Origin of the sequence: Streptomyces sp. NPDC085931, assembly GCF_044540565.1 — a bacterium.
In the GTDB taxonomy this organism is placed as follows: domain Bacteria; phylum Actinomycetota; class Actinomycetes; order Streptomycetales; family Streptomycetaceae; genus Streptomyces.
Genome location: NZ_JBITSK010000012.1, coordinates 197,098 through 219,225, shown reverse-complemented (window position 1 = coordinate 219,225; position 22,128 = coordinate 197,098). Strand labels below are relative to the sequence as shown.

20 protein-coding genes and 1 pseudogene are annotated in these 22,128 nt (G+C 74.3%); 13 read left to right on the top strand and 8 right to left on the bottom strand.

The window, feature by feature from the left end:
• Window positions 1–102 precede the first annotated feature (102 nt).
• The 3 genes and pseudogenes from ACIGAN_RS25350 to ACIGAN_RS25340 all read left to right on the top strand — a co-directional run.
• Window positions 103–798, top strand: coding sequence for a phosphatase PAP2 family protein (locus ACIGAN_RS25350; RefSeq protein WP_399860774.1), 696 nt, complete (start codon window positions 103–105; stop codon window positions 796–798).
• Between the two features lie 9 nt (window positions 799–807).
• Window positions 808–1,497 (top strand): HAD family hydrolase, encoded by a 690-nt coding sequence (locus ACIGAN_RS25345; RefSeq protein ID WP_399860772.1) that lies wholly within the window; start codon window positions 808–810, stop codon window positions 1,495–1,497.
• Between the two features lie 203 nt (window positions 1,498–1,700).
• Window positions 1,701–2,354 (top strand): annotated as a pseudogene (locus ACIGAN_RS25340) (TetR/AcrR family transcriptional regulator); the annotation flags it as partial.
• A gap of 567 nt (window positions 2,355–2,921) precedes the next feature.
• Here the strand turns inward: ACIGAN_RS25340 and ACIGAN_RS25335 are convergent.
• Window positions 2,922–3,380, bottom strand: coding sequence for a DUF6214 family protein (locus ACIGAN_RS25335; protein ID WP_399860769.1), 459 nt, complete (start codon window positions 3,378–3,380; stop codon window positions 2,922–2,924).
• A gap of 151 nt (window positions 3,381–3,531) precedes the next feature.
• Window positions 3,532–3,882, bottom strand: a complete 351-nt coding sequence (locus tag ACIGAN_RS25330; RefSeq protein WP_399860767.1) for an ArsR/SmtB family transcription factor — start codon at window positions 3,880–3,882, stop codon at window positions 3,532–3,534.
• A 119-nt stretch (window positions 3,883–4,001) separates the two neighbouring features.
• Between ACIGAN_RS25330 and ACIGAN_RS25325 the strand changes: the two genes are divergently transcribed.
• Window positions 4,002–5,081 carry an NADH:flavin oxidoreductase/NADH oxidase gene (locus ACIGAN_RS25325; protein ID WP_399860764.1) on the top strand — a complete coding sequence of 360 codons (1,080 nt, stop codon included), beginning with the start codon at window positions 4,002–4,004 and terminating at the stop codon, window positions 5,079–5,081.
• A gap of 22 nt (window positions 5,082–5,103) precedes the next feature.
• Here ACIGAN_RS25325 and ACIGAN_RS25320 read toward each other — a convergent pair whose 3' ends face one another.
• On the bottom strand, window positions 5,104–6,420 hold the full coding sequence (locus ACIGAN_RS25320; protein WP_399860762.1) for an extracellular catalytic domain type 1 short-chain-length polyhydroxyalkanoate depolymerase: 1,317 nt from the start codon (window positions 6,418–6,420) through the stop codon (window positions 5,104–5,106).
• Window positions 6,421–6,832: 412 nt separating this feature from the next.
• Here ACIGAN_RS25320 and ACIGAN_RS25315 point away from each other — a divergent pair, with 412 nt between their 5' ends.
• The gene (locus ACIGAN_RS25315; protein ID WP_365088789.1) at window positions 6,833–7,621 is read left to right on the top strand and encodes a pectate lyase; all 789 of its coding nucleotides are present in this window, start codon (window positions 6,833–6,835) and stop codon (window positions 7,619–7,621) included.
• Window positions 7,622–7,827: 206 nt separating this feature from the next.
• Here the strand turns inward: ACIGAN_RS25315 and ACIGAN_RS25310 are convergent, their stop codons facing one another.
• On the bottom strand, window positions 7,828–8,586 hold the full coding sequence (locus ACIGAN_RS25310) for a PaaX family transcriptional regulator C-terminal domain-containing protein (protein WP_399860759.1): 759 nt from the start codon (window positions 8,584–8,586) through the stop codon (window positions 7,828–7,830).
• A gap of 76 nt (window positions 8,587–8,662) precedes the next feature.
• Here ACIGAN_RS25310 and ACIGAN_RS25305 point away from each other — a divergent pair, with 76 nt between their 5' ends.
• The 4 genes from ACIGAN_RS25305 to ACIGAN_RS25290 all read left to right on the top strand — a co-directional run bounded on the left by ACIGAN_RS25305 (window position 8,663) and on the right by ACIGAN_RS25290 (window position 12,641).
• Window positions 8,663–10,330 carry an acyl-CoA dehydrogenase family protein gene (locus tag ACIGAN_RS25305; RefSeq protein WP_399860757.1) on the top strand — a complete coding sequence of 556 codons (1,668 nt, stop codon included), beginning with the start codon at window positions 8,663–8,665 and terminating at the stop codon, window positions 10,328–10,330.
• Window positions 10,331–10,515: 185 nt separating this feature from the next.
• Window positions 10,516–11,112 (top strand): hypothetical protein, encoded by a 597-nt coding sequence (locus ACIGAN_RS25300; RefSeq protein WP_399860754.1) that lies wholly within the window; start codon window positions 10,516–10,518, stop codon window positions 11,110–11,112.
• A 129-nt stretch (window positions 11,113–11,241) separates the two neighbouring features.
• Window positions 11,242–11,796 carry a hypothetical protein gene (locus tag ACIGAN_RS25295; protein ID WP_365740859.1) on the top strand — a complete coding sequence of 185 codons (555 nt, stop codon included), beginning with the start codon at window positions 11,242–11,244 and terminating at the stop codon, window positions 11,794–11,796.
• On the top strand, window positions 11,784–12,641 hold the full coding sequence (locus tag ACIGAN_RS25290; RefSeq protein ID WP_399860751.1) for a hypothetical protein: 858 nt from the start codon (window positions 11,784–11,786) through the stop codon (window positions 12,639–12,641). Before ACIGAN_RS25295 ends, ACIGAN_RS25290 begins: the two co-directional genes overlap by 13 nt.
• A 1-nt stretch (window position 12,642) precedes the next feature.
• Here ACIGAN_RS25290 and ACIGAN_RS25285 read toward each other — a convergent pair whose 3' ends face one another.
• Window positions 12,643–14,001, bottom strand: coding sequence for a cytochrome P450 (locus ACIGAN_RS25285; RefSeq protein ID WP_399860748.1), 1,359 nt, complete (start codon window positions 13,999–14,001; stop codon window positions 12,643–12,645).
• A gap of 212 nt (window positions 14,002–14,213) precedes the next feature.
• Window positions 14,214–14,798, bottom strand: a complete 585-nt coding sequence (locus tag ACIGAN_RS25280; protein WP_399860746.1) for an Rv1733c family protein — start codon at window positions 14,796–14,798, stop codon at window positions 14,214–14,216.
• A 200-nt stretch (window positions 14,799–14,998) separates the two neighbouring features.
• Here ACIGAN_RS25280 and ACIGAN_RS25275 point away from each other — a divergent pair, with 200 nt between their 5' ends.
• From ACIGAN_RS25275 to ACIGAN_RS25260, 4 genes are all read left to right on the top strand, one after another.
• Entirely contained in the window at window positions 14,999–16,156 is a 1,158-nt protein-coding gene (locus ACIGAN_RS25275) for a WD40/YVTN/BNR-like repeat-containing protein (RefSeq protein ID WP_399860743.1), read from the top strand.
• An 87-nt stretch (window positions 16,157–16,243) separates the two neighbouring features.
• Window positions 16,244–16,921: a uracil-DNA glycosylase gene (locus ACIGAN_RS25270; RefSeq protein WP_365088804.1), complete on the top strand. Its 678-nt coding sequence runs from the start codon at window positions 16,244–16,246 to the stop codon at window positions 16,919–16,921.
• Complete coding sequence (locus ACIGAN_RS25265; RefSeq protein WP_365088806.1) at window positions 16,918–17,919, top strand: N-acetylglucosamine kinase; 1,002 nt, start codon at window positions 16,918–16,920, stop codon at window positions 17,917–17,919. The genes ACIGAN_RS25270 and ACIGAN_RS25265 overlap by 4 nt, the downstream gene beginning before the upstream one ends.
• A 110-nt stretch (window positions 17,920–18,029) precedes the next feature.
• Window positions 18,030–18,953, top strand: coding sequence for a sirohydrochlorin chelatase (locus ACIGAN_RS25260; protein ID WP_365088808.1), 924 nt, complete (start codon window positions 18,030–18,032; stop codon window positions 18,951–18,953).
• Between the two features lie 198 nt (window positions 18,954–19,151).
• Here ACIGAN_RS25260 and ACIGAN_RS25255 read toward each other — a convergent pair whose 3' ends face one another.
• Window positions 19,152–20,177 (bottom strand): lactonase family protein, encoded by a 1,026-nt coding sequence (locus ACIGAN_RS25255; RefSeq protein ID WP_399860739.1) that lies wholly within the window; start codon window positions 20,175–20,177, stop codon window positions 19,152–19,154.
• Between the two features lie 429 nt (window positions 20,178–20,606).
• A complete protein-coding gene (locus ACIGAN_RS25250; protein ID WP_399860737.1) occupies window positions 20,607–22,097 on the bottom strand; it encodes an FUSC family protein in 1,491 nt (496 codons plus the stop codon).
• Window positions 22,098–22,128: the final 31 nt, after the last annotated feature.

The window sequence follows — 22,128 nt, the reverse complement described above, 5'->3', positions numbered from 1 at the left end:
GGACGGAGTGCGGGGGTGCAGCGCTGCCTCTTGGAGCGAAGATCGCCACCCGCGGCGCACCCGTACTGGATCCGTACCCCCCGGTTCGGCGAGGATCGCCTCATGCACTCCCCCACCGTCGCATCCCCGCCCCGTCCGCAGCACCGCGCCACCGCCGGTCTCGCCGGCGTCCTGGCCGCGTGCTCGATCCTGCTGCTGACCCTCGTCGCGGCCAGATGGAGCCCGTTGATCGGCGCGGACGGGGACATCTCCCGGACCACCCACCGCTGGGCGGTCGACGAACCCGGCCTGACCCAGGCCTGCCGCATCCTGACGGACTGGGTGTGGGACCCCTGGACGATGCGGCTGCTCTGCGCGGTCGTCGTGGTCTGGCTGGTGGTGCGGCTGGCGGCGCGCTGGACGGCACTGTGGCTGGGCCTGGCCGTCGCCCTGGGCACGCTGGTGCAGCAGGGCCTCAAGGCGGCGGTGGACCGTCCCCGCCCGGTGTGGCCCGACCCCGTGGACACGGCCCACTACTCGGCGTTCCCGTCGGGCCACGCCATGACCGCCACGGTGGTGTGCGGCCTGCTGCTGTGGCTGCTGCACCGGCACGGCGTGAGCGCCGCCGTGTGGCGTACGGCCGTGGCCGTGGCGGTCGTCTCCGTGACCGGCGTCGGTCTGACCCGCGTGTGGCTGGGCGTGCACTGGCCGTCGGACGTGGTGGGCGGCTGGCTGCTGGGCGCACTGGTGGTGACCGTGGCGGTGTGGGTGCACGAGCGCCGGCTGCCACGCAACCGGGCCGGGGACGCGGCCTCGTAGGATCGCCGCATGAACGCTGTGCTGTTCGACTTCTCCGGCACCCTCTTCCGTGTCGAGTCCGCCGATTCCTGGCTGCGCGGCGTCCTGGAGGCGGCCGGAGTGCGGCTTCCGGAGGCGGAGTTGACCGCGACGGCCCGGGCTCTGGAGGCGGCCGGTGCACTGCCGGGCGGCGGCCCCCCTGCGCGCGTGCCCGAGGAACTCGCCGACGCCTGGAGCCTTCGGGACAGCAGCGCCGCGCTGCACCGGGCCGCCTACGTCGGCCTGTCCCGCCAAGTCCCGCTGCCGGACCCGGCCTTGCACGAGGCGCTGTACGACCGCCACATGACCCCGGCCGCGTGGACCCCGTACCCGGACGCCGCCGAGGTGCTCCGCGCCCTGCGGGATCGGGGCGTGTCCGTCGGGGTGGTCAGCAACATCGGCTGGGACCCGCGCCCGGTGTTCCGGGCACACGGCCTGGATCGGTACGTCGACACCTACGTCCTGTCGTACGAGCACGGGATCCAGAAACCCGACGCGCGGCTGTTCGCCACCGCCTGCAAGGCGCTGGGCGCCGATCCCCGCCGGACGCTCATGGTCGGCGACGACCGCGGGGCGGACGGCGGCGCCACCGCCCTCGGGTGCGCGGTGCACTTCGTGGACCATCTGCCGGTGAGCGACCGGCCGGACGGGCTGCGGCCGGTGCTGGATCTGGTGAGCTGACGCTCGCGGGGCGGCCGGGAGACCCGGCACCCCGGCGGCTGCGGGAAGTAGCCCGAGGCGACCACGTGAGCGTTTGCTCGTCCGCCTCGGACGATCCCCCGCGTCGCCCGAGGCAGACGGCATCACCGGCACCGGCCACCGCGGGCCGGACCGGACTCCCTGAGTATAGTTGGCTGGCAGCCAGTCAACGCAGGAGTTACAGCATGTCCCCGCGCAGCGCCTCGGTCAATGAAGAGTTGCGGAGGCGTTCGAAGGAGCGGCTTCTGCAAGCGGCGGTCGAGCTGGTCGGCGAGCGCGGCTTCGAGGCGACGACGCTCGGCGACATCGCCGACCGGGCCGGTTCGGCACGCGGGCTGGTCTCGTACTACTTCCCCGGCAAACGCCAGCTCGTGCAGTCGGCCGTGCACCGGCTGATGCACCGCACGCTGGAGGAGGCGCTGGAGCGCGAGCCGCGCACCGAGGACGGCCGGGAGCGGATGGCCCGGGCCATCGACGCGATCCTGGGCCTGGCCCGGGACCGTCCCGTGCTGATGCGCCAGCACATGGCCGGGTTGTTGCAGGCCGAGGGCTTCCTCCCCTGCCCGGAGCAGCGCCGTCTGGCCGAACTGCTGCGGGACACCGTCGCCCGGCACGGGTCGCGGGACGTCGACAACGACTACCCGATGCTGCGCGCGCTTCTGATGGGCGCGGTGTACGCGGCTCTGGTGCCGGGGGTGCCGATGCCGGTGCCGGTGCTGCGGGCCGAGCTGTTCAAGCGGTACCGGCTGGACTGGGAGCTGGGCATCCCTCCGGAGGCCGAGGCGCCGGACGGGCCGGGCGACTCGGACCTGTCACGCTTCTTCGCGACCGGGACGGAGGCGCAGGCGGCCGCCGCGACCCGGTCGGCGACCGACGCGACGGGCGGGAGCGAGGCCGGAGACACGGACGGAAACGCCGCCCACGCCACCGCCGGGAGCGCGGCCCGAGACACCGGCGCGAACGCCGTGGATGCCGCGACCGGTAACGCCGCCCACGCCACCGCCGGAAGCGCGGCCGGAGACACGGACGGAAACGCCGCCCACGCCACCGCCGGAAACGCCCCCGAAGACACCGGCGCGAACGCCGCGGATGCCGCGACCGAGAACGCCGCCCACGCCACCGCCGGGAACGCTGCCGAAGACACCGGCGTGAACGCCGTGGATGCCGCGACCGGGAGTACGGTCACGCCGTCGCTCGGGACCACGCCCGGCACCGCCGTCGCGGGGCAGGAGCCGGAGGCGCGGCCGTGACGGCCGGCCGGTACCGAGCGGCGCTCACCGGCTGAGCACGCGACCCGCCCGGTATCACCGACCCCGCCCCCACACACAGCCCTCCCCCACTCACACAGCCTCCCCTTGTCCCCGGCGCGAGCACCCGGCACCCGGCACCCGACCCCCACCACACCTTCACCCCCGGCCGCGGCGAGATGTCAGCAGTCCGGCATCCCTGGCCTGGCCGATCAGCCTCAGTGAGGTGCGGCGGCTGTGACCGGTCGCGGACATCACCGCCAGGACCGGGTCGGCACCCTCCCGCTGGGCCGCGCGGTACTCCTGCGCCACCCGCCGGCGCCCCTCCGCGCCGCGCGGCCAGGCCGGCCGGGCCCGCCGGCCCCGGCCCTCGCAGCCCTCCGGCGCCGCTGCGGCACCGCACGCCTCGGCCAGTGCCTCCTCGATCCAGTCGGCGAGCACGCCCAGGTCGTCGAGGGAGAGCGCGGGCTGAGCGCGCACCTCCTCCACACCGACGCGCCCGCCCGCCAGGACGGCCAGCGCGTCGACGCGGGCCCCGTCCGGGAAGGCCACCCGGTACTCGAACCACCGCGTGGCGTCCTCGTTCTCCCGCACTTCCCACGCGGGCCGGACGGACACCGCCCCGTCCACCGGAGAGCGATCAGAAAGATTAAGAAAGGATGCTTCCAGCACAAAGGGAACGAAACCGCATGATCACATTCCATACAGATCGGACACGCGTCCCGGGTGGGGCACAGCACCCTGTCAGCGGAGCCCGGCCGGACCCGGGTCAGCCACCCACCCGGACGGCCTGCCGCCCCGCCGCGTCCAGAAGCGCGTGCATCAGCCCGGGGAACAGCTCGTCCAGGTCGTCCCGCCGCAGCCCGTTCATCTTGGCCGTCCCCCGGTACACCTGCCGGATCACTCCGCTCTCGCGCAGCACCCGGAAGTGATGCGTGGTGGTCGACTTGGTGACGGGGAGCTCGAAGTCCGAGCAGGACAACTCGCCGCTCGCCGCGGCGAGTTCGCGCACGATCCGCAGCCGCATCGGATCGCTGAGCGCGTGCAGCACGCCTTCCAGGCGAATCTCGCCCCGCACGGGATGCGGCAGATCACGGCTACTGACGGCGGGCGACGTCACGGCGGGCTCCACTTCCTTCGGGGATCCCATAGTACGAGACCCCTCGTAGTTTGACATCCACCGTACTACGATGCCTATCGTACGAGTCGACCTCGGCCCCGTGACGATTGGAGTCCGCCGTGACCGCGCTCTTCGAGCCCTTCACCCTGCGCGCCATGACCATCCCGAACCGCGTGTGGATGTCCCCGATGTGCCAGTACTCGGCGGCACCGGAGGGCCCGGCGGCCGGCGCGCCCACGGACTGGCACTTCGCGCACTACGCCGCCCGCGCGACCGGCGGCACGGGCCTGATTTTCGTGGAGGCGACCGCGGTGTCCCCCGAGGGCCGCATCTCGCCCTACGACCTGGGCATCTGGAACGACACACAGGTCGAGGCGTTCCGCCGGATCACGCGCTTCCTCTCGGAGCAGGGCTCGGTTCCGGCCATCCAGCTCGCCCATGCCGGCCGCAAGGCCTCGACGGACCGCCCCTGGAAGGGGGGCGCGCCGGTCGGTCCCGACGCCCACGGCTGGAGCTCCGTCGCGCCCAGCCCGATCGCCTTCGACGACAGGCACCCGGCCCCGGCCGAGCTGAGCGTGGATCAGATCAAGGACGTCGTGGGGCAGTTCGCGGCCGCGGCCCGCCGCGCGCTCGACGCCGGTTTCGAGATCGCCGAGATCCACGGCGCCCACGGCTACCTGATCAACGAGTTCCTGTCGCCGCACTCCAACCACCGCACCGACGCCTACGGCGGCTCGTACGACAACCGCGTCCGCTTCGCGCTCGAGGTCGTCGACGCCGTGCGGGAGGTCTGGCCGGACGACAAGCCGCTGTTCTTCCGCATCTCGGCGACCGACTGGCTGGACGGCGACGGCTGGACCCCCGACGACACCGTGCGCTTCGCCGCGGAGCTGCGGGCCCACGGCGTGGATCTGCTGGACGTCTCCACCGGCGGCAACGCCTCCGGCGTCCGCATCCCGACCGGCCCCGGCTACCAGGTGCCCTTCGCGGCCCGGGTGAAGAAGGAGACCGACCTCGCGGTCGCCGCGGTGGGACTGATCACCGACGCCGAGCAGGCCGAGAAGATCCTGGCCAACGGCGAGGCGGACGCGGTGCTCCTGGGCCGCGAGCTGCTGCGCAACCCCTCGTGGGCCCGGCAGGCGGCGCGTGAACTGGGCGGCGAGGTGCGGGTGCCGGACCAGTACCACCGTTCGGTCTGATCCGGCACCGCCGCCCGTCCCGTCAACCGGCCGCGCACACCGTTGTGTTGAGGGTGAACGCGGCCGGACCGGCGCTGTTCCCGGTGTGGGTGGCCTGATAGCCGAGGGTCACGCTCGCGCCCGGTGCGATCGTGCCGTTGTACGGCGCGTTCGCCGCGGTCACCGCCCCGGACGACGGCGCGTACGTGGCGCCCCAGCCGCCGGTGACGGTCTGCCCGGAGGGCAGCGTGAAGCCGAGGCGCCAGCCGTCGATCGTCGTCGTGCCGGTGTTGGTGAGGGTCAGGGCGGCGGTCAGGCCCGTGCTCCAGGCGTTCACCGAGGCCGTCACCCTGCAGGCCCCCGGCTGCGGCTGGGGGGCCGGGCCCGCGGCGTCCAGGCCGAAGAAGGTGAGCACGCGGGACGCCATGCCCTGGGCGTAGAGGTTGTGGCCGACGCCCTGGAGGCTGATGGCCTCCACGGGGGCGCGCTCGCCCGTGCCTCCGTAGCGGGTGCGGGTCCAGCCGGGCTGGGGGGTGTCCGTGGCGGCCGGCGTCCGGCTCACCCCGTGCACGTTCGTCCACTGCTCGATCTGCTCGCCGAAGTTCGGGTAGCGCAGGACGTCGTCCTCGGTGCCGTGCCAGATCTGCATGCGCGGGCGGGGCCCGTCGTAGCCGGGGTACGCGCTCCGGACCAGGTCGCCCCACTCCTGCGGGGAGCGGGTGAGGGTGCCGCCCGAGCAGGCGCTGTTCCACTCGGAGCCGTCGGTGGTGGCGAAGCAGCCGAACGGGACGCCCGAGAAGGCGGCGCCCGCGGCGAAGACGTCCGGGTAGTCGCCGAGCAGCACGTTGGTCATCATCGCGCCGGAGGAGATGCCCGTGGCGAACACCCGGCTCCGGTCGGCGTCGTAGGTGCGCAGGACCCAGTCGATCATCGACTTGATGCCGACGGGGTCGCTGCCTCCGCCGCGGCGCAGGGCCTGCGGCGAGGAGACGTCGAAGCACTTGCTGCTGCGGGTGACCGACGGGTAGAGCACGATGAACCCGTACCGGTCGGCCAGCGTGTCGTACTCGGTGCCGTGGTACATGTCCGGGCCCGAGCCGGTGCACCAGTGGACGGCGACCACGACCGCCGGGCTGGGCCGCACGCTCTCCAGCACGTAGAGGTACATGCGCAGGTCGCTGGGGTTGGTGCCGAAGTCCGTGACCTCGGTGAGGGCGGCGGCGGGCACGGCCCTCTCGCGGGCGGCGGCCGCCGGCGCCGTGAGCGCGGTGGCGGAGAGCAGCGGCAGCAGCGCGGCAAGGAGGGCGAGGAGCAGCGACCGCAGGGGTCTCCTCGCCGTGATGTGGGGGGTGGCGGGCACGTCCGGGTCCCTTCGGTGATGAGGCGCGGCTCGCAGGACGTCGTACGGCGGTTCTCGATACCGGGTCGGGGTGCGTGGCGGCCGCCGGAACGGTCGGACGGCGGTTCGCCGGAACGGTCGCATGGTGGCATGAACACGGCTGCCATGGAAGCGCTCCCACAGGTTCGTCCCCGTGACCAGACCGGCCGAATGTGTTCTGCGCGAGGCGTTGACTAGAAAGCGCTTGCCCTCTACGTTCCGTTCAGCAGTGTGACCCACGGGCGCCCTCCACACCTGCAACGAGCCGGACTGTGAACGTCGTTCACGTACATGCCCATGCAAGCGAAGCGCTCCGAAAGGACGCGCAGCCCTTGGCACGCACTCGACGCACCGACATCCCCCCATCGCTCGAACGGACAGAAGGAATCGGGACATGACTTCTGCGACACGACCGCGCGCCCGCAGGCGCGCGCTGACCGGCGCACTGGCCACCCTCGGCCTGTCGGTTGGCATGATCATGACCACGAACGCGCCCACGGCCAGCGCCGCCACCTGGCCGACACCGAACGGCAGCCAGGGAACCTCCTCCACCATCTCGGTGTCCGGCACCAAGGACTACGGGATGAAGCGGTACTACGGCACCGGCGACCTGGCCGGCGACGGCCAGGAGGAGGGCCAGGACCCGATCTTCCGGCTCTCGGACGGCGCGGTGCTGAAGAACGTCATCCTCGGCGCCCCGGCGGCCGACGGCATCCATTGCGAGGGCAGCTGCACGCTGCAGAACGTCTGGTGGGAGGACGTCGGCGAGGACGCCGCCACCTTCCGCGGCGGCACCGGCGCCACCTACCACGTGATCGGCGGCGGCGCGAAGAAGGCGGCGGACAAGGTCTTCCAGCACAACGGCGGCGGCACGCTCAACATCTCCAACTTCGCGGTGCAGGAGTTCAAGACGCTCTACCGCTCCTGCGGCGACTGCTCCACGCAGTACACCCGCAAGGTCAACCTCAACACCATCGACGTGACCGGCACGGGCAGCACCGCGCGGCTGGTCGGCATCAACGTCAACCGCAACGACGTGGCGACGCTGCGCGGCATCACCATCCGCAACGACGCGAGCCGCAAGGTCGTCCCCTGCCAGAAGTACAACAACAACACCGCCGTCGGGACGGGTCCCGACAGCACGAACTGCCTGTACTCCGCCTCGGACATCACCTACCGGTAGTCCCGAGCGTCCCCCCACGGTGAAGGCGGCCGTGGGGGGGGGGCCGCGCGGGGGCGCCCCCCCCCCGGCGGGGGCCGCCCCCCCCCCCCCCGCCCCCCCCCCCCCCCCCCCCCGCCCCCCCCCCCCGCGGCCCCCCGCCCCGGCCCGGCGCGGGCGGCCGGCCGCGCCCCCGCCCCCCCCCCCCCCCCCCCCCCCGCCCGTCCGTGTCACGCGCCCCGCACGCGCGCGTGCACCTCCCCCACCAGCTCGTCCTGGTACGCCGTGTAGGCGGCGCGCAGGTCGGCGCCGGGCCAGTCGGCGGGCAGCAGCGCGGGCGGCAGGACCGGATCGGCCAGCAGGTGCCGCACGACGGCCGCGTAGGCGGTGAGCCGGTCGGCGGGGCGGGGGGTGCGGGCGATGTGGGCCAGCAGCGTCCGGGCCGTCCCGGCCCAGGCGTCCAACGGCCACAGGTCTGCGGCCAGTTCGGGCGCGGGGCGGCCGGGGCGGGCCGTGCAGTGCTCGGCGACCCGGTCCAGGTCGCCGGGGAGCGCGCGGGTGAGATTGGCCGGCCGGAGCCAGACGCCCTCGCGGAGTTCGGCGAGCCGCAGGCCGGTCAGCCGGGTCCGCAGTTCGGCGCGTTCGGCGGGTCCACGTCCGGTCGCGGTGATCACGACCATCTCCCAGTCGCCGTCCCACGCGCGCGTGCGCGGCCGCACCGCCTCGTCCTGACGCCGCTGGCGCTGCAGCAGCCGGTCGCTGAGGCGGTAGCCGGTGTCCGTGCGCCGCAGGTCGCCCGCGGCCACCATCCGGCTGAGCGCCGCCCGCAGGGTGGAACCGCCGACGCCGAATTCCCCCACCAGGCGCACGAGTTCCCGCACCGGCAGCTCGGGGGGATGCGTGCCGAGCAGCAGGCTCAGCACCACCGACCGCGCGGACAGCGGCCGCAGATCGAGCGCGCCGGGCCGCGCCGGGTCGTTCATCGGCATGGTCACGTACTGTACGCGGCACCGATTACATGTTGCACTATTGCTGCGGTCGTAGCGCTGATGCAACACTCGGGGCATGGTCGCGACACCGGACGCACTGCGGGCGCACGACGGACCCGCCACGCACGACGTCATCAACCAGCCCCCGCCCCTCACCCCGTACGACGCCTCCGACGACCTCGCGCTGCTGGAGGGACTGCGGAGGGAGGGCGCGGGCTGGGCCGAGGAGGAGCTGCGAAGGCTCGGCAGGCGGGCCGGCAGCGCCCAGGCGCAGGAGTGGGCCGACCTGGCCAACCGGCACGAACCGGAGCTGCGCACGCACGACCGCTACGGCAACCGCGTCGACGAGGTCGAGTTCCACCCGAGCTGGCACCACCTGATGCGCACCGCGATCGCCGAAGGGCTGGCGGCGTCGCCGTGGGCGGACGCGCGGCCCGGCGCCCATGTCGCGCGGACCGCCGGGGGGCTGGTGTGGGGGCACACCGAGGCGGGGCACGGCTGCCCGACGTCGATGACGTACGCCGCCGTCCCGGCGCTGCGCCGCCGGCCCGAGCTGGCGAAGGTCTACGAACCGCTGCTGACGAGCCGGGAGTACGACCCGGGCCTGCGCGTGCCGGCCGAGAAGCGCGGGCTGCTGGCCGGCATGGGGATGACCGAGAAGCAGGGCGGCTCCGACGTCCGCACGAACACCACGGCGGCCACGCCCACGGCCGAGCCGGGGGTGTACACCCTGCGCGGGCACAAGTGGTTCACCTCGGCGCCGATGTGCGACCTCTTCCTCGTGCTGGCGCAGGCCCCGGGCGGGCTGTCCTGCTTCCTGGTGCCGCGGGTGCTGCCCGACGGCACCCGCAACACCTTCCGCATCCAGCGGCTGAAGGACAAGCTGGGCAACCGGTCCAACGCCTCCTCCGAGCCGGAGTTCGACCGCACGGTGGCCTGGCTGGTCGGCCCCGAGGGGCAGGGCGTGAAGACCATCATCGAGATGGTCAACTGCACGCGGCTGGACTGCGTGATGATGTCGGCCGCGCTGATGCGCAAGTCCCTCGTCGAGGCCGGGCACCACGCGCGGCACCGCAGCGCGTTCGGCGCGCGGCTCGTCGACCAGCCCCTGATGCGCAACGTCCTGGCCGATCTCGCGCTGGAGTCGGAAGCGGCCACGACGCTCACGCTGCGGCTGGCCGGGGCGGCGGACCGGGCGGTCCGCGGGGACGAGGGCGAGGCCGCGTTCCGCCGGATCGCCACGGCCGTCGGCAAGTACTGGGTGACCAAGCGAGGCCCGGCCTTCACCGCGGAGGCCCTGGAGTGCCTCGGCGGCAACGGCTATGTCGAGGACTCGGGCATGCCCCGGCACTACCGGGAGGCTCCCCTGCTGTCGATCTGGGAGGGCTCCGGGAACGTCAACGCGCTCGACGTGCTGCGGGCGCTCAGCCGTGAACCCGGCACGGCCGAAGCCCTGTTCGGCGAGTTCGCGCTCGCCCGGGGCGCGGACGCGCGGCTGGACGCGGCCGTGGCACGGCTCGGGGACCGGCTGTCCGAGGCGTCCCCGGCGACGGCCCGCCGACTGGTGGAGGACTTGGCGCTCACGCTGCAGGCCTCCCTGCTCGTCCGCCACGCCCCGCCCGCGGTCGCCGACGCGTTCTGCGCGACCCGGCTCGGCGGAGACTGGGGGCACGCGTTCGGAACGCTGCCGGACGCGGCGGACCTCGACGGCATCGTGGCGCGGGCGCTGCCCACCCGGGACTGAGCGTCGATCGGCCGGAGCGCGCACGGATCGCGCACCGTCATCGCCCGATGCCGCTTCGTTGTCGGTGCCGTGGTGCAGACTCCCCGTCAGTCGGCCCTGCGGCCCTGGGGGACGCCGCGTCCGTGCCGTCGGTGGTGCGTCTGCTGCGGGGCGTGCCCGGGGGCCCGGGTCCGTGCCAGGCGGTCGTGGAGCCCCCGGTCCGTACCCTGGCCGCGTGCGGCGGCGCCGCGCACGAGGCGGTGCCGGAGCTGCGCGGGCTGCTGGACACCGACTGCGCCGTCACCGCGGCGGAGGCGCTGCGGTCCGTCACGCGCGAGCCGGACGCCGTACTGCGCGTGCCGCTCCGGGCGTTGACGGACAACGGCGGCGGCCGGTACCGCCGCGCGGCGGCGGACCCCCTGGCCCGGCTTGGCCCGGCGGCTGCCCCGGCCCTGCCCGCGCTGTTCCGCCTGACCGGGTCCGAGGAGGCCGTGGAGCGGGTGGCGGCCGCGTGCGCGGTGTGGGGCATCACGGGCGACGGCAGGCGGGTCGCGTCCCTGCTCCGCTCGGCGTGGGCGGAGCAGCCGCGCACGAGGACGGCGATCGCGGGGTGCGTGGCGGCCCCCGGTCCGGCGGGCGCGCCCCTGCACGACCTGCTGCGCGCCGAACTCGCCTCCCCGCGACGGCACCGGGCGGGCGCCGGTGGGCAGGGCAGCGACCCGGACCTGGAGCTGATGCGGGTGGGCCGGGAGGCGCCGGCCGTGACGGGGCGGGGTCCGGAGGGGCTCTTCGGCCGAATCTGATGCCCGGTCACTTCCAGCGCCCTACAGTGCTGACCACGGTATCGGGGGAGACGTTTCGGGGGACCGGGCATGACGCGCGGGACGGCGGCCGCTCAAGGGATCGGCCAACCAGCATCGGGGCTACGGCCCTTGGCGAACCGCAGGGCGGCAGCGGCCCGTTGTGCCGTGGCGGCCGCGCTGGTGGCGCTGTGCTCGGGGTGCACGCAGGAGGACACCGCCTCGGGGATGACGGAGGCCGCGCTCGTCGCGTGGGGCGAACAGCTCGTCGACTGCTCCGTACCCGGTCTGGGGGTGGAGCTTCCGCTCGCCCCGGTGCGGTCCGACGTCACCGGCGACGGGACGCGTGACCTCGTCGTCTCCCTGGAATGCGTGACGGGCGACGCCAGTTCGTTCAGCCATGTCGTCGTGCTGGACGGGGCGTCCCCGGCGGCCGGCCCCGAGGTGGTGGGGACCCTGCTCCGCATGCCTGAGACCAAGGACTACCGGCAGGCGGTCAGGACGGGAGCGAAGATCCGCAAGGTCGACGTCGAGGGACAGCGCATCACCATCGTGGCCGACCGGTGGCGGTACAAGGACGCCAAGGCCTGCCCCGGCCTGAAGCACGTGCAGATCTTCACCGTCGAGGGGACTCGCCTCTCGGCGCGGAAACCCTCCGTACTGGATGTGCCGCGATGCCAGTGGTGAACGAGACCGGCAACCCGGCGGACGATCAGCCTCCCGCCGGAACCGGCACCTTCTGGGAACGGATCCAGGCCTCGTTCGAGGGCCACCGCGTGGGCGTCCTCGTCGTGGGCGCCACGGCCGTGATCGGCCTGCTGGGCGCCGGCGCGGGCCTGCTGTTCACCCTCTTCCCCGACCTGCAGCCCTCGCCGGAGAAGAAGTCCGACGTGAAGGTCGAGAACGTGGCGGTGGGCAGGTCCGAGGAACTGCACGGCCAGACCGAGGTGCCGGGCGCCGGGTCCACGAAACGCGACTTCTCGGCGCCCGTCCTGGACGTGCTCCTGGTCAACTCCGGCGACCGTACGGCCTATGTGAAGTCCGCCGAGTTCACCTTCTTCGCCGCCCGCGACATGAACCAGTGCTCTCGCGCGGGCGGCGGCGAGATCGACTCCGTCCGGTTCCCGGTGGAGGTGCCCACCGATGTGAAGCCGGGCCAACGGCTGGTGAAACCCGTGTTCTTCAAGGTCGATCCGCACAAGGGCGAGTCACTGGCCTTCGCCCTGGGGCCCGCCGGTGAGGTGGCCTCCGAGTCCTGGCTGTACGGCTTCTCCCTCACCCTCCGGGTGGGCTCCGAGTCCGTGACGGTGGCCAAGTCCACGGTGTCCAACGTGCCCTTGTGGCAGGAGCAGGTGCTGCGGGACGCCGCCAGGCTGACCGACTCGGGCCTGCCCGAGGAGGAACGGGAACGGGACCGCCGGTGCTACGCCACCACCCTGCGGACGGTCCAGCGCGCACTCGACGACTCGGACCATGTCCCGGCAGGACTGGAGGACTTCGCCGTCAAGCTGGAGGCACTGCTGCAGCCCTGAGTCAGCCGCCCCACGCCTCCTGCCCCCTCGGCCGCACGGTCATCAGCAGTGTGCGCGGGCGCACGGTGGCCCGCGCCACCGGACGAACCGTCCCGTTTCCCGTGACGTCGAACCGGACCCGCCGGACGATCGTCGCGATGGCCGTGACCAGCTCGGTGAGGGCGAACCGGTCACCGATACACCTGTGCTTGCCCGCGCCGAAGGGCAGGAACGCCCCGGACGGAGGCGGCTGCGCCGTGTCCAGCCACCGGTCGGGGTCGAACACCAGCGGATCCGGGAAGAGGGCGGGATCGCGGTGCAGGGCGTGCTGGCAGTAGGCCAGCTCGGTGCCGGCCGGCAGGGTCCATTCGCCGAGGCGCGTCTCCGTCCGGGTGCGGCGCGTCACCAGCCACCCGGTGTGGTGCAGGCGTGTCACCTCGGTGATCACGCGCCGCAGGTACGGCAAGCGGGTGACGTCCGCGAAGGTGACCGGCCCGCCGCCGAGGACGTCGTCGAGTTCGCCGAGGACACGCTCCTCGATGCCTGGGTGGCGGGCGAGTTCGTACAGGGCCCACGACAGTACGGACGCGGTGGTCTCGGTGCCGGCGACGGCCAGGGTGAGGATCTCCGAGCAGATCTGGTGTGCGGTCAAGGGCCGGCCGGTCTCCTCGTCCTGCGCGCGCAGCAGCAGGGACAGCATGTCGCCGGTGTCGTGCTCGGCGGCCTGGAGGTCGTGGACGGCGTGGTGGACGGTGGCCCGTACGGCATCGCGTGCGCGGTCGAACCGGCGGTTGGCGGGCAGCGGCAGCCGCTCGGCCCAGTCGGGCAGCATGATGCGCGTCCCCACGCCGTTCATGACCACGGACAGGTCGCGGCGGAGTCTGCGAAAGGCCGTGTCGTCGAGGCTGCCGGAGAACACGGTTCGGGCGAGCATGTCCAGGGAGAGCTCGACCATCGCCTCGCGCACGTCGAGGGTCCGTCCGGGGTCCCAGCCGTCGACGGCCGCGTCGGTCTCGTCGCGCATGATGTCGACGTAGCGGGCGATCTCGCCGCGGGCGAAGGCGGGTTGCAGCTGGCGCCGTTTGCCGGTGTGCTCCTCGCCGGCCGCCGTGACCACCGAGTCGCCCAGCAACTGGCCCATCTTCTCGAAGAAGCGCCCCTTGTCGAGGGTCTTGTCCTTGAGCATGGCCTCGATGAGGACGGGGTCCTGGACGATGACGGTGCGGGTGCCGGGTTGCAGGGTGATCTCGACGACAGGGCCGTAGGTGCGGCGGAGGGAGGCGATGAAGGCGAGGTTGTCGCGCAGGAGCGGTATCGCGTGACCCACGAGCGGCAGGGAACCCGCCGCCCTGGGTATGGGGGGAGACGCAGTGACGTTCACGGTCGGTCCCTTCACGAGAATGGCCCTTGATCACTGCCCATCCCGTGGCGGTGGCCATGCCCGTGGCAGCGTGGCGTGCCCACGGGTGGACGGAGACCCCGCCGACGCCGCCTCCCCGCGACGGCTGCCCGGCCCCCTCCCCCACGCCCCCGGACCCGCCTCGTCCGTCCGTCTCCACCCGTGACGGGACCCGTGGCCCCCCTTCGGTGTTCTCAGCCCGTCGTCCGGCCCCACATCGGCCCGAAGCGGGACCAGTCGGTGTCCCACTGGTCGAGGCGTCGGCGCTCCAGGCGGTCGCGGAGGGTGCGGCCGCCGACGAGGGGGACGGCGGCCGCGGCGAGGCCCGCCGCCGCGCCGAGGAGGCCGGCCCGCAGGCGGGCCTGTGCGGGGGTGAAAGGCCGGGTCACCTGGCGTCCCTCGCGGTCCGTCCACACGGTGACCGGCGTTCCGGCGGGGCTGCCCGCCGGGACCCGGAGCTGCCCGGAGTGCGCGGAGCCGTCCGCGGCGGTCCAGGTCGCCCGCGCCCACACCTGGTCGGCGCGGGAGGCGGCGCGGCCGTCGGCGGGCGTGCCGGGAGCCCGCTCGGCCAGCCGCCCCGCCAGCGGGCGCCACTCGACGCGTTCCCGGGCCAGCTCGTCCTCGGCCCACCGGCTCACCGCCGCGCCCGTGAGCACCCCGGCCAGCACGGTGAGCGTCCACACGCCCAGGACGACCCACGTCTCGATCCTGTCGGCGCGGCGCTTGAGCGGGTTGCGCCGCCAGCGCCAGAGCCACACCTGCGGACCACGTAACGCCATCGAAGGCATCCTCCTCACGTGCGCGGGACCATCCGCCGCCCTCCCCATACGCGAGCGGCCGGCTGGATGCTCACCGCAGCTGCCTCGCGGTCCCCGCCACAGCCTCTCGCGGGCCCGCCGCGACCGGCCCCGGCACCGGCCCGACATCGCCACGACACCGCCCTGACCTGCACCGGAGCGTCGTGCGGAGGTGACTGTCAGTGGTGGGGTGCAGACTGGCCGGTGTCCGAGGAGAAGGCGTCAAAGGTGACGCCGCGGAGGTGATCGGCATGACCGAGGTACTGCTCGCCGTGGGCACGCGCAAAGGCCTGTTCATCGGGCGCCGGCGCGGTGGTGGCGCCTGGGAGTTCGACGACAGTCCGTACTTCAACGCGCAGGCCGTGTACTCGGTCGCCATCGACACCCGGGCCGCGGCCCCGAGGCTGCTGGTGGGCGGCGACAGCTCGCACTGGGGCCCCTCCGTGTTCCACTCGGACGACCTCGGGCGGACATGGACGGAGCCGGCCAGCCCGGCCGTGAAGTTCCCCCAGGACACCGGGGCGTCGCTGGAGCGGGTGTGGCAGCTGCACCCGGCCGCCGCCGAGCCGGACGTGGTGTACGCGGGCACGGAACCGGCCGCGCTGTACCGCTCGGCGGACCGCGGTGAGACGTTCGAGCTCGTCCGCCCCCTGTGGGAGCATCCGACGCGGTCGAAGTGGATGCCGGGCGGCGGCGGCGAGGGACTGCACACGGTGCTCACCGACGCGCGCGACCCACGGGCGGTCACGGTCGCGGTGTCGACGGCCGGCGTGTTCCGGACCCTGGACGGGGGCGCGAGCTGGACGCCCTCCAACTCGGGCGTCTCCGCGGTGTTCCTGCCCGACCCGAACCCGGAGTTCGGCCAGTGCGTGCACAAGGTCACCCGCGACGCGGCGGACCCGGACCGGCTGTACCTGCAGAACCACTGGGGCGTGTACCGCAGCGACGACGCGGGCGCGCACTGGACGGACATCGGCGAGGGCCTGCCCTCCACGTTCGGCTTCGCCGCGGCCGCGCACCCGCACCGAGGCGACACGGCGTACGTCTTCCCGATCAACGCCGACGCCGACCGGGTCCCGGCCGGTCACCGCTGCCGGGTCTACCGCACGGCGGACGCGGGACGGAGCTGGGAGCCGCTCTCGGCGGGCCTGCCGCAGGAGGACCACTACGGCACGGTGCTGCGCGACGCGCTGTGCACGGACGACGCGGACCCGGCGGGCGTCTACTTCGGCAACCGCAACGGCGAGGTGTTCGCGTCGGCGGACGACGGCGACAGCTGGCAGCAGCTCGCCTCGCACCTGCCGGACGTGCTGTGCGTCCGGGCCGCGGTCGTCGGGTGAGGCGCGGATGAGCCGGGGGACGTGGTTACGCCAGGGCCCGGGCCACCGGTTGATCTCCGCTGCCCGTACGGCAGTAGGGTGACGCCCGTGGCACCACGACCCTTGCATGAAATCGTCGAAGCGGGCTGGGCGAAGGCCCTGGAACCCGTGGCCGAACGCGTCGCCGCGATGGGGGACTTCCTGCGCGCGGAGATCGCCGCGGGACGTACGTACCTCCCGGCCGGGCCGAACGTCCTGCGGGCCTTCCAGCAGCCCTTCGACGACGTCCGGGTCCTGATCGTCGGTCAGGACCCGTATCCCACCCCGGGGCACGCGGTGGGCCTGTCGTTCTCGGTCGCCCCCGAGGTGCGGCCGCTGCCCGGCAGCCTCATCAACATCTTCCGGGAGCTGCAGGCCGACCTGGGCGTGCCCCAGCCGTCCAGCGGAGACCTCACGCCGTGGACGCGGCAGGGGGTGCTGCTGCTCAACAGGGCCCTGACCACCGCCCCGCGCAAGCCGGGCGCCCATCGGGGCAAGGGCTGGGAGGAGGTCACCGAGCAGGCGATCCGGGCCCTGGCCGCGCGCGGCAAGCCGCTGGTGTCCGTCCTGTGGGGGCGTGACGCGCGCAATCTGCGCCCGCTCCTCGGCGATCTGCCCTCCGTGGAATCCGCCCACCCCTCCCCCATGTCCGCCGACCGGGGTTTCTTCGGCTCCCGTCCGTTCAGCCGGGCCAACGACCTGCTGATCCGCCAGGGCGGCCAACCGGTGGACTGGCGCCTGCCGTGACGGGGGCGCCGGAGGTCTCCGGTTTCCTCGCGGTGGACTCCGGCGGGTCCGGGCTCCGGGTGGTGGTCGGGACCGCCGAGCGCGGCCCGCTGGCGCGGTGTGCCTCGGGCGAGCCGGTCCGCACCGGTGAGCGGGGGATCGACCCCGACCACCTCATGGCGCAACTGCTGCCGCTGGTGCGGGCCCTGACCGCCGAGACGGGCCCGGTGCGGCTGACGGCGGCCGTCGTCGGCGCGGCCGGGCTCGCCTCCCTCGGGGACGCGCTGCGCGCCGAACTGCCGGGCGCCCTGGCCGCGGAGCTGGGCGTGCGGACCCTCGCGCTGGCGGCCGACGCCGTGACCGCCTACGCGGGGGCCCTCGGGTCCCGGCCGGGAGCGGTCGTCGCCGGTGGTACGGGCCTGATCGCGATCGGCACGGACCTGACCGGCTGGCGCCGCGCGGACGGCTGGGGACATCTGCTGGGCGACTGCGGGGGCGGCGCCTGGATCGGGCGGGCCGGTCTGGAGGCCGCGCTGCGGGCCCACGACGGGCGCCCGGGCGGCTCGGGCCGGCTGCTGGAGGACGCGGAGGAGATGTTCGGCCCCGTCACGGACCTGCCCGCGGCGCTGTACCCGCGGCCCGACCGGCCCGCCGTGCTCGCCTCGTTCGCGCCCCGGGTCGCCGACGCCTGCGCGGACGGGGATCCGGTGGCGCGGGGCATCCTGCGTGACGCAGCCCGGCACATCGCCGAGTCGGCCGCCGCCGTGTGCCCCGCGGACGGTGCGGCGCGCGTGACCGTCACCGGCGGCCTGTTCCGGATGGGCGACCCGCTCCTCGGCCCGCTGGACGAGGAGCTGGCCGAGCGGCTCCCGCAGGCGCGGCGGGTGCCGGCGGCGGGCGATCCGCTGGACGGGGCCGTGCGCATGGCCGCCGAGCTGAGCGCCGGTTCACTCACCCTGCCGGGTCACCCGACGATGCTGACCGTGACGACCCTGTCGGGTGAGAGATCGGGTGATTGATCCGATCCCGTCCGAACCGTACGGAACTCATCAGACAAAACAGGACGGATACCGCTCACCTGCACCCTCCCCGAACAGGGGAGCCCAGGAAGCCAGTAACATGCGGCGCCATGAGTTCCCCCACTGGGCCCGCGGATGGCCTGCCCGTACGAATGCCGCGCCCCCGCCAGCCCGGACGCCACCGCCGTCCCGAGCCGCTGGTCGCTCCCGAGGGCGCGCCGGCGCTCGTCCTCGCCGTGCCGGGGACGCCCAGTAGCGCCACGCGCAGCCTCGCCGAGGAGGTCGTGAGCATCGCCCGCTCCGAGCTCCCCGGCCTCGACGCCCGGATCGGGTACCTCGACGGCGACAACGCCGAGTTCCCCACGCTGCAGACCGTGCTCGTGCACACGGCCGAGGAGCGTACGGCCCGTTACGAGCAGGCGCGCGCCGCCGGCATGGACGTGAAGCAGCCCGACGGCCCCGTCGCCGTCGTGGTGCCGCTGCTCGCCGGTCCGGACAGCGCGCTGCTGCGCCAGGTCCGCCAGGCCCTCATGGAGAGCCGGGTCGCCGCCGAGCTGACGGACGTCCTCGGCCCGCACCCGCTGCTCGCCGAGGCGCTGCACGTGCGGCTGTCCGAGGCCGGTCTGGCCCGCGCCGACCGTGCCCGGCTGTTCACGGTCGCGACCGCGGCGGACGGCATCATCCTGGCCTCCGTGGGCGGTGACGAGGCCGTGCAGGCGGCCGGGATCACCGGCATGCTGCTCGCCGCGCGCCTCGCCGTGCCGGTGATGGCGGCGGCCCTGGACCAGGAGGGCTCCATCGCGTCCGTCGCCGAGCAGCTGCGCTCCTCGGGCTCGCAGCAGCTGGCCCTCGCGCCGTACCTGATCGGCCCGGAGATCGAGCCGGGGCTGATCGAGGAGGCCGCGAAGGAGGCGGAGTGCTCCGCCGCGGAGTCGCTCGGCCCCTACCCGGCGATCGGGAAGCTGGCCCTGGCGAAGTACACGACGGCGCTGGGCATCTCGCCGCAGCAGCCGCAGGGCGCGCCGGTTCGCTGACGCTCCGGTACGACCGAAAAGGCCCGCTCCGGCTCGGAGCGGGCCTTCGTCGTCGGGGCAGCCGCGTGTCCGCCGGATCCGCCGGCCGGCTCTGTCAGCCGGCTCCGGCCGTCGGCTCCCGCCGTCGGTTCCGGCAGCTTGTTCCGTCAGCCGGTCCCACCGGCCTGCTACGTCAGTCGGCTCTGTCAGTCGGCTCTGTCAGCCGAGGATCACGCAGGACGCCGCCGGCACCCTGATGGAGCCGCTCCGGCGCGGGATCCCGGTGGCCGGGTCGACGGCGAACCAGGTCACGTCACCGGAGCGTTCGTTGGCGACGTACAGGACGCCGTCGTCCGCCGTGAGGGCGCGGGGCCAGTGGCCGCCGCAGGGGACCGTGGTGACGAGCCGCAGGTCCTCGCCCTCGACCGCGAGCACGGACAGCACGTCCTCGCCGCGCGTGGCGGTCCACACGAAGCGGCCGTCGGCGGAGACGGCGATGCCCGACGGGTAGGCGTCGCCCGCCGGGGCGCCGGGCAGCACCGGCGTCTCGCTCAGCGGCGTCAGGACGCCCTCGGCCGCGTCCCAGCGGGCGGCGGTGACGGAGGGGCTGAGTTCGTTGACGACGTACGCGCGGGTGCCGTCCGGGTGGAAGGCCAGGTGGCGGGGCCCCGAGCCGGGCCGCAGCGCGGTCTCCCGGTGCAGCGTCGGGGCACCGTCCGCCAGGGTGCACACACGCACCGAGTCGGTGCCCAGGTCGACGCTGACGGCCCAGCGGCCGCTCGGGTCGGACTGCACCTGGTGGGCGTGCGGGCCCTGCTGGCGCGGGGTGCAGGGGCCCGCGCCGGTGTGCCGGAGGACGCCGGAGGCGGTCCGGGAGAGGGTGCCGTCGGGCCGGAGGGGGACGGCGGTGACGCTGCCGGAGCCGTAGTTGGCCGTGAGGACGTGCCCGTCGAAGAGGCCGAGGTGCGTGGGCCCGCTGCCGTCGACCGGCACGGGCGGACCGGCCGGCTCGGGCCACCCTCCGTCCAGGCGGTACGCGGCCACCGCGCCCTGGGCCGTCTCACTCACCGCGTACAGGGTCCGGCCGTCGGGTGAGAGGGCCAGGTACGAGGGGTCCGGGACGTCGTCGAGGGCGCTGAGGACGGTCAGGGCGCCGGTGGTGTCGACCCGCGCGGTCACGATGCCGGGGCCGCCGGCCGCCGTGAACGACCCGATGAACGCCCGCCGCCGACCGCCGTCCGCCACCGCTGACCCCTCTCGCCCGTGTGCCGCGCCGTCCCGGTGGACCACGCAGCCGATCATGCGCGGTCTAGACCAACGGGTCAAGGGTGCGGGAGCCGATCGGCGCAGGGCCGAGCGAGGCCGGTGGACCGGCCGGGGGCCGGGAGACGAGACCGGCGCCGGCCGAGGCCGACGGTTCCGGCGCGGTTCAGGAGGTCACAGGGGCACACTCCCCCGCTCGGGGACACGCGCCCGCCCGAAGACGCACACCGGTCGGGGGACCCGGACCCGCCCGGACACCCGCCCCCGTCCGAAGGTCCCCCGCTCCGGAGACTCACGCCCCTCGGGAACCTGCGCACCGGTCGGGGACATGCCCCCGCCCGGACACACCTGTACGCCCGAACGTGCGCCCGAAGGCGCTCCGTCCCGGAGACTCACGCCCCGTCGGGAGACTCACGCGCCCACCAGCGGCGATCCCGGCGGCGTCCGCAGGGGCCGGGCGAGTTCGGCCAGGGCCCGTTCCAGGCCGTGGACGTGGGCCAGGGCCGGTTCCGTGACGGTCGGGCCGTCCGTGTGGACGGCGATGTCCCGGCCCTCGGTGAGGGCCTCGACCGCGGCCTCCACGCGGCGGCATGCCGTGGCCAGGCGGGTGTCGTGCGAGGCCTCCGGGTCGGCGGCGACGGCCACCAGGGCGCGGATCTCCCGGGCGCACACGTCGAGCAGGTCCAGGACCTGCCGGGCCCGGCGCTTGCGGCCGAGCATCGGGTTCAGCGGGTGCACCAGCGGGGCGACCGAGAGCCGTACGCGGGCCAGGAGCTGCTCCAGCTCGGCCACGCGCGGGGCCGGATCGGCGTCCGGCGCGCCGGCCAGCCGCCGGGCGGTCTCGACGGCACAGGCGTGCACACAGCGCAGGGCCCGCCGGATCCAGGCGTCGGTGACGCTGTGCGTCGTGACGGGCAGGACGAGGACGACGGCCAGCGCGGCGCCGAGCGCCCCGACGCCGGTCTCCGCGAGCCGCAGCGCGAGCAGGCCGGGGCTCAGCACACCGAGGAGGCCGTAGAGCAGCCCGGCCAGCAGGGTCACCCAGAGCATCATCCAGGTGTAGGACACGGCCGCCGTGTAGAAGATGCCGAAGACGCAGAGCGCGGCGAGGGCGGACGTGGCGGCCGGGTCGCCGTGCACGGGCAGGGCGACGACCAGGCCGAGGGCGATGCCGATGACCGTGCCGAGCAGCCTGCGGAAGCCGCGGACCAGTGTCTCGCCGCGCGAGGTGGTGTTGACGAAGATCCACCACGTGGCGCCGACGGCCCAGTACCAGCGCTGGCCGGACAGCAGCTGGCCGACGACGAGGGCGAAGCCCGCTCCGGCGGTCGCCTGGATCGCCTGGCGGGTGGTGATCCGGGCCAGGCCGGTGCCGCCCGGCGGAGCGGGCACGACGGGCGGCGGCAGGCGACGCTCGTAGCACCACAGGCCGAACCGCACCGCGGCGGCGGCGAGCACGGACAGCAGGACCGCGGCGTACAGCTCGGGCAGCTGGCCGGTGGTGGCGTGCAGGAACTGCGCCACGAAGAAGGTCATGAACGCGAAGACGCCGAGGCTGTGCCCGCGGGGGCCCCAGCGGCGGGCGTACACGCCGGCGCCGACCACGGCGAGGAAGGTGAGGTCGCGGGCCACGGGATGGTCGTGGAGCGTGGCGGCCGCCGTGAGCACGGGCAGGCCGACGGCGGGCAGCAGCGCGGTGGTGACCGCCTGGGCGCGGACGGTGGCGTCGGTGACGGTGAACAGGGCGAGCAGGGCGGCGAGCCCGCCGGTGACGGCGCCCGTGAGGGAGTGCCCGGCGAGGCCGCAGACGGCGACCGCGAGCGAGATGCCGAGCACGGCGCGCGTGGCGAACCGCAATCGGGTCCGCCCCGGATCCGGAGCCCAGAACACCCTCTTCAGCACCGTTTACCGCCCCCTTCACACCTGGATCAGG